General features: G+C 73.7%; 6 protein-coding genes. 5 read left to right on the top strand and 1 reads right to left on the bottom strand.

The window, feature by feature from the left end; genetic code table 11:
- Positions 1 to 887: 887 nt before the first annotated feature.
- Positions 888 to 1,640, bottom strand: coding sequence for a GntR family transcriptional regulator (locus ACFV2S_RS01005; protein ID WP_385552914.1), 753 nt, complete (start codon positions 1,638 to 1,640; stop codon positions 888 to 890).
- Positions 1,641 to 1,933: 293 nt separating this feature from the next.
- Here ACFV2S_RS01005 and ACFV2S_RS01000 point away from each other — a divergent pair, with 293 nt between their 5' ends.
- The 5 genes from ACFV2S_RS01000 to ACFV2S_RS00980 are packed head-to-tail and all read left to right on the top strand — an operon-like array spanning position 1,934 to position 6,643.
- Entirely contained in the window at positions 1,934 to 3,052 is a 1,119-nt protein-coding gene (locus tag ACFV2S_RS01000) for an ABC transporter substrate-binding protein (RefSeq protein WP_385553560.1), read from the top strand.
- Positions 3,052 to 3,945 (top strand): ABC transporter permease, encoded by an 894-nt coding sequence (locus ACFV2S_RS00995; RefSeq protein ID WP_385552911.1) that lies wholly within the window; start codon positions 3,052 to 3,054, stop codon positions 3,943 to 3,945. Before ACFV2S_RS01000 ends, ACFV2S_RS00995 begins: the two co-directional genes overlap by 1 nt.
- Positions 3,933 to 4,856, top strand: a complete 924-nt coding sequence (locus tag ACFV2S_RS00990) for an ABC transporter permease (protein WP_385552908.1) — start codon at positions 3,933 to 3,935, stop codon at positions 4,854 to 4,856. Before ACFV2S_RS00995 ends, ACFV2S_RS00990 begins: the two co-directional genes overlap by 13 nt.
- 3 nt (positions 4,857 to 4,859) lie before the next feature.
- A complete protein-coding gene (locus ACFV2S_RS00985; protein ID WP_385552906.1) occupies positions 4,860 to 5,945 on the top strand; it encodes an ABC transporter ATP-binding protein in 1,086 nt (361 codons plus the stop codon).
- Complete coding sequence (locus tag ACFV2S_RS00980; RefSeq protein WP_385552903.1) at positions 5,942 to 6,643, top strand: HAD family hydrolase; 702 nt, start codon at positions 5,942 to 5,944, stop codon at positions 6,641 to 6,643. The genes ACFV2S_RS00985 and ACFV2S_RS00980 overlap by 4 nt, the downstream gene beginning before the upstream one ends.
- Positions 6,644 to 6,754 lie beyond the last annotated feature (111 nt).

The following is a 6,754-nucleotide window of genomic DNA, read 5'->3' as shown; positions in this document are numbered from 1 at the left end:
GTGGGGTCGGTTTCCGCCTCGCGACTGCTGGCCGTTTCCCGCCCGCGGGGGGGGGGGGGCGGGGGGGCCCCCGGGGGGGGGGGCGCCGGGCCGCGGGGGGGGGGGGGCGGGGGGTGGGGGGGGGGGAGGCGGGGGCGCGGACGTCGGGGGCGGGGTGCGGGTGGTGGCGGACGGGGCGACGGCGGAAGGGGAGGCCGTGCGGGGAGTGGGCGACGTCCCCCTCGCCGGGGCGGTGCTCGGGCCGGCGCTCGGCGGTGCGGCGTCGGGGGTCGGGTCCGGCGCCGGCAGGTCGGGCATCGTGAGGGAGAGGCCGTCCGGGACGGCGTGGTCCGACTCGGAGGTCAGGCCGACGGTCAGGCCGATGCCGGCGGCGAGGGCGCCGGTGATCAGCAGCGGCAGGGACATGCCGCTCCGGTCGCGCACGGGCGCCTCGGCGGCCCGCCGGGCCCGTGCCGCCTTCCGTGCCGCCTTCCGTACGTGCCGGGGCTTCCTCCCGCCTCCGTGGCGTCCGCGGGACCGGGACTCCCCGGCGGCCGGCGGCGGGGCCGGCGTGACGTCGAACATCTCGACGTCCTGGACGCGAGCCCCCCGCCCGCCGTCGTCGGGCCGGGCGACCATGCCGAAGATGTGGTCGTCCGGCGCGGGGTGAGGGGGCTGTTCGGGGGCGCCGGACGTGACTGCTGTGGTCAGGGCAGCCCTGTTGGGCATCATCTGCTCCAGATGTGGTGAAGCCGTGGACGTTGCGGCGAAGCCGAGGAGAATTTGACTGGCATTCAATGCAAGCGTCAACTGCGCCCAACGTGTGCCAAAAGGGAACGTTCGCGACGTTGATTCTTAAACAACCCTTAATAAGTGACGCAGGTCACTCCCGCGTCCCGGGCAGGTCGTCACATCAGCAGCGAGCCCGGGTCCCTCACGAGGGGGGCCGTGCCCACCGAGTTGCTCACGTTGAACGTGACGCTCCCCGCGCGGTAGCGGTCCTCGGTCCACTCGATGGGGCGGCCGTCCTGATTGCTCGTCAGATGGCGCTGGCGCAGGAGCGGGCTCCCCCGGCGCACCCGCAGCAGACGGGCGTCGTCGCTCCCCGCGGGGACGGCGTCGATGAGGTGCTCGCCGTAGTGCGCGACGATCCCCGCGCCCTCGGCCATGCTGTCCATGATCGAGGAGCAGTCGGCCGGCAGGGACTCCACGGTGGGCGCGACCCACTCCGCGTACGCCGTGCGCTCCACCATGACCGGTTCGTCGTCCAGGCAGCGCAGGCGCAGGACGTCGAGGACCCCGGCCCCCTCCGGCAGTGCCAGGCGGCGCGCCTCCTCGGGCGTGGCCGAGCGGCGCTCGCGGTGGAGGAAGCGGCTGGACGACCGGTACCCCATGGTCCGCGCCCACTGGGCGAAGCTGTGCAGCTCGGCGAAGCTGTGGCGGCGCTCCCTGCGGAGCACGATGCGCCGGGCCCCCTGCCGCGAGCCGATGATGCCCTCCGAGGTGAGCAGGGCGACGGCCTGGCGCACCGTGCCGCGCGACGCGGACCAGCGGTCGGCGAGGTCGCTCTCGGACGGCAGCCGGGCGCCGACGGCGTACTCGCCACTGAGGATCGAGCGGCGGAGCCCCTCCGCGATCTCCATGTACAGCGCCGTCACCATGCCCCCATCTCGTCCGTGACTGTGCGCACCCGGTCACGGGGTGTGCTGTCCCTGTGCTCAGCCTAACCCGGCGATCCCGCGCCGTACGGCCCTGTCGATTCACCTCAAGGCCGCGCGGTTCACCTGTGGTTCACCACAACCCGCTCTTCCGGGAGGCGCCTGGAACGCGCCATGTCCCGTTCACTTTCCGGACAGGAAGCGCGGGCGAACTAAGGGCGGCTTGTTCAGACAAGTTCCGTCACTCGCTTCTGGGAGAACCCGTGCGCAGAACCCCCGTCCGCGGCGCCGCAGTCCTGCTCGGCGCCGTCGTCCTCACCACCGTCACCGCCTGTGGCGCCGCCCCCGAGGGCGCCGACGGCGCCAAGGGCGAGGGCGCGAAGTCGGCCACCGCGGCATCGGCCAAGGACTTCGGCGGCATGGACGCCCTCGTCGGGGCGGCGAAGAAGGAGGGCGCGCTCCACGTCATCGCACTGCCGCCGGACTGGGCCAACTACGGCGAACTGATCAAGGCGTTCGAGACGAAGTACGGCATCAAGGTCGAGAGCGAGAACCCGGACGCCTCCAGCGCCGACGAGATCGCCGCCGTCAAGTCCCGCAAGGGCCAGAAGCGCGCCCCCGACGTCCTCGACCTCGGCATCGCCTTCGCCCGCAGCGGCGCCGAGGAAGGCCTGTTCGCCCCGTACAAGGTCGAGGCCTGGGACAAGATCCCCGAGGCCCAGAAGGACGCGACCGGCCGCTGGTACAACGACTACGGCGGCTACGTCTCCATCGGCTGCGACGCCAAGCGCATCCCGAACTGCCCCAAGACCTTCGCCGACCTCCTCAAGCCCGAGTACAAGGGCAAGGTCGCCCTCAACGGCAACCCCACCAAGTCCGGCTCCGCCTTCGGCGGCGTCTACGCGGCCGCCCTCGCCAACAAGGGCTCCTTCGCCGACATCCAGCCCGGCATCGACTTCTTCGGCACGCTGAAGAAGAGCGGCAACTTCATCCCCGTCGAGTCCACCCCGGCCACCGTCGAGAAGGGCGAGACGCCCATCAGCATCGACTGGGACTACCTCAACGCCGGCTACGCCGACCAGTTCAAGGGCAAGGGCGTCGACTGGCAGGTCGCCGTCCCGACCGACGGCGTGTACGCCCAGTTCTACTCCCAGGCCGTCAGCAAGGACGCCCCGCACCCCGCCGCCGCCCGCCTCTGGATGGAGTTCCTCTACAGCACCGAGGGCCAGAACCTCTGGCTCAAGGGCTACGCCCGCCCCGTCCTGCTGCCGGCCATGACCGCCGACGGCACCGCCGACAAGACCTTCGTCGCCAAGCTCCCCAAGGTCGACGGCACCCCCTCCTTCCCGGCCTCCGCGGAGCTCGACAAGGCCAAGGCCACCCTCGCCGAGAAGTGGGACAAGGCCCTCTCCTGATGTCCTCAGCCACCCCCCTCCAGGGAACCGCCGGCGGCCCCGGCCGCCGGCGGCGCGGCCCCCGCACCTGGCTCGCCGCCCTCCCCCTGATCGCCTTCACCGCCCTGGCCTTCGGACTGCCCCTCGGCGCCCTCCTGTACGGCGCCGTCACCCGCACCGACCCGGCCACCGGCACCACCGCCCTGACCGGCGAGCACCTCAGCCGCTCCCTCCAGGGCCCCTACCTCGGCTCCCTCGTCGGCAGCCTCCAGCTCTCCGCGCTCACCGCCCTGATCGGCTCGGTCCTCGGCCTCCTCATCGCCCAGGCCGTCGTCACCTCCCGGTCCGGGGCCCTGCGCTCCGCCGTCCTCACCGCCTCCGGCGTCCTCGCCAACTTCGGCGGTGTCCCCCTCGCCTTCGCGTTCATCGCGACCGTCGGGATCTCCGGCGTCGTCACCCAGCTCGCCGACCTGACCGACCTCGGCTGGAACCTGTACTCCTTCGGCGGCCTCACCGTCGTCTACCTGTACTTCCTCATCCCCCTCATGGTCCTGGTGATCCTCCCCGCCCTCGACGGCCTGCGCCCCCAGTGGCGGGAGGCCGCGCAGAACGCGGGCGCCGGCGGGCGGCAGTACTGGCGCCACGTCGGCATCCCGGTCCTCGCGCCCTCGCTGCTCGGCGGGTTCGTCCTGCTCTTCGGCAGCGCCTTCGCCGCCCACGCGACCGCCGCCGCCCTCGTCGGCGGCTCCGTCCCCCTGGTCACGCTGAAGATCGCGGACGCCCTCTCCGGCAACGTCCTGGTCGGCCAGGAGAACGTCGCCCTCGCCCTCGGCCTCGACATGATCCTGATCGCCGGCCTGGTCATGGCGGTCTACCTCCCCCTCCAGCGCAGGAGCGCCCGATGGCTGCGATGACCCCCACCGCCCCGGACGTCACCCCGGAGCCGGGGACGCGGACGGCGGCCAGGCCCACCACCCCCGTACGGACCCGGCGACGACCCCGCGTCTGGCGAGGCCTCGTCCTCGGCCTCGGCGGCGCGTACTTCCTCGTCCCGCTCATCGCCTCCTTCGTCTTCACCGTCCACACCCCCGGCCAGGGCGTCTCCTTCGAGGCGTACACCGCCCTGCTCTCCGCCGACGGCTTCACCGAGAGCCTGCTGCTCTCCCTCGGCCTCGCCGCCGCCACCATCGCCCTCGCCCTGCTGCTCGCGGTGCCCGCCCTGGTGGCGGTCCGGCTCGGCGCACCGCGCCTGCGGCCGGTCGTCGAGGTCATGTGCATGCTGCCCCTCGTGGTGCCGCCGATCGCACTCGTCACCGGGATCAGCACCGTCCTGCGCTGGGGCCCCGACCACCTGTCGCGGACCCCGCTCTACCAGACGTTCCTCGCCGTCCAGAACGAGGACTTCCCCTTCGTCCTGGTCCTCGCCTACACCGTCATGGCCCTGCCGTTCGTGTACCGCTCCCTCGACGCGGGACTGCGCGCCGTCGACGTCCCGACCCTCGTCGAGGCCGCCCGCAACTGCGGCGCGTCCTGGCCCTACGTGATGCTCCGGGTGATCCTGCCGAACCTGCGCTCCTCGCTGGCCGGCGCCGCGTTCCTCACCCTGGCCCTCGTCCTCGGCGAGTTCACCATCGCCTCGATCCTCGGCTTCCGGCCCTTCGCCGTCTGGATCGTCTCCATCTCCGGCGCCCAGGCCCGCATGTCGGTGGCCGTCTCCCTCCTGAGCCTCCTCATCACCTGGGCGCTCCTCCTCGTCCTGTCCCGGGCCGGAACGGCGCAGACCGGAACCCCCGGAGCCCCCCGCACCTCCCGCAAGGAGTCCTGACCCATGACCTCTGCCACAGCGGAACGGACGGAGTCCACCGCCGCCACCGGGGCCCGCGTCGAATTCCGCGGCCTGCGCCGCGCGTTCGGCTCCACCGTCGCCCTCGACGGCCTCGACCTCACCGTCGAGCCCGGAGAACTCCTCGCGCTCCTCGGCCCGTCGGGCTGCGGCAAGACCACCGCGCTGCGGGTCCTCGCGGGCTTCGAACGCCCCGACGCGGGCGAGGTCCTCGTGGACGGGAAGGACATCACCCACGTCCCGGCCAACCGCCGCGACGCCGGCATGGTCTTCCAGTCGTACAGCCTCTTCCCCAACCTCACCGCCCGCGACAACGTCGCCTTCGGCCTCCGCGTCCGCAAGGCCGGGGCCGCCGAGCGCCACGCCCGCGCCGCCGAACTCCTCGACCTCGTCGGCCTGCCCGAGCACGGCGACCGCTACCCGCACCAGATGTCCGGCGGCCAGCAGCAGCGCGTGGCCCTCGCGCGGGCCCTCGCCCTGCGCCCCCGCGTCCTGCTCCTCGACGAACCCCTCTCCGCACTCGACGCCAAGGTCCGGCTCAGCCTGCGCGAGGAGATCCGCCGCCTGCAGCTCTCCCTCGGCATCACCACCGTGTTCGTCACCCACGACCAGGAGGAGGCGCTCTCCATGGCGGACCGCGTCGCCGTCCTCAACGCCGGGAAGCTGGAGCAGTGCGCGGCGCCGGCCGAGCTGTACCGCCGCCCCGCGACCGCCTTCGTCGCCGAGTTCGTCGGCACCATGAACAGGCTTCCCGGCCGCCTCACCGACTCCGGACTCGTCGAAGCGGCGGGCAGCCGCCTCCCCGTCGACGGGGACGTCTCCGGAACCCCCGACGTCGAGGTGCTCGTCCGCCCCGAGAACGTCACCGTGACCGCCGACGCCGACGGCGAGGCCGTCGTCGTCGCCACCTCCTTCTTCGGCTCCGTCACCCGGGTCCACCTCGACCACCGCGGTACGACCGTCAAGGCGGACCTCGCCTCGCGCGACGCGGGCGAACTGACCCCGGGGACCCGCGCCACCGTCGGCCTCGCCCCGCACCCGGTCCTCGTCGTCGCGCGGGCGGAGCGGTGAGCGGACTCGCCGCCGTCCTCTTCGACATGGACGGCACCCTCGTCGACACCGAGGTCCTCTGGTGGCAGGCCACGGAGGAGGTCGCCGCCCGGCTCGGGCACCGGCTCACGGACGCCGACGCGCCCGAGGTCGTCGGACGCGCCGTCGAGGACACCGCCGCCCACCTGGTACGGGCCACCGGCGCGCCCGACACGGAAGGCATCGTGACGACGCTCACCGCCGCCTTCCAGCGGCGGGTCGACGAGGGCGCCCCGATGCGCCCGGGCGCGGACCGGCTCCTCGCCGAACTGGGGCGGGCGGGACTGCCGTTCGCCCTGGTCAGCGCCTCGCCGCGCTCGGTGGTGGACTCCGTGGTCGGCGGCGCTCTCGCGCACGTCCCCTTCGCCTTCACGCTCTCCGCCGACGACACCGCACGGACCAAGCCGCACCCCGATCCGTACCGCACGGCGGCCGAGCGGCTCGGCGTCCCGGCGGCGGCGTGCGTGGCCGTCGAGGACTCGCCGGACGGGGCCGCCTCGGCCGACGCGGCCGGCTGCGCCGTGCTGGTCGTCCCCTCGCTCCTGCCGGTCCCTCCGGGGCCGGAACGGGTCTTCGCGCGGAGCCTGGAGGACGTGTCCCTCGACGGCCTGCGCCGCCATGTCCGGGCCAGAACCGCGGCCCGGAGCGCGGAGCGTCCGCAGCCGGGGAACGACGCCTGACGGAGGACCGGTACGGCGGCCCCCACCGGCCGGCCCGGCCCGTGACCGTCCGGACACGCCTCCCGCGTCCGGACGGGGGGCTGGGCGCCGCGACCGCCCCGTGGCCGGTCC

Source organism: Streptomyces sp. NPDC059695 (assembly GCF_042733785.1).
In the GTDB taxonomy this organism is placed as follows: Bacteria; Actinomycetota; Actinomycetes; order Streptomycetales; family Streptomycetaceae; genus Streptomyces.
This window is presented reverse-complemented; position numbering and strand designations above follow the sequence as displayed.

Excerpts from the sequence above, each read along its gene's own strand:
- ACFV2S_RS01005 (WP_385552914.1), bottom strand. The coding sequence starts at position 1,640 with ATGGTGACGGCGCTGTACATGGAGATCGCGGAGGGGCTCCGCCGCTCG.
- ACFV2S_RS00995 (WP_385552911.1), top strand. The coding sequence starts at position 3,052 with ATGTCCTCAGCCACCCCCCTCCAGGGAACCGCCGGCGGCCCCGGCCGC.
- ACFV2S_RS00990 (WP_385552908.1), top strand. The coding sequence starts at position 3,933 with ATGGCTGCGATGACCCCCACCGCCCCGGACGTCACCCCGGAGCCGGGG.
- ACFV2S_RS00985 (WP_385552906.1), top strand. The coding sequence starts at position 4,860 with ATGACCTCTGCCACAGCGGAACGGACGGAGTCCACCGCCGCCACCGGG.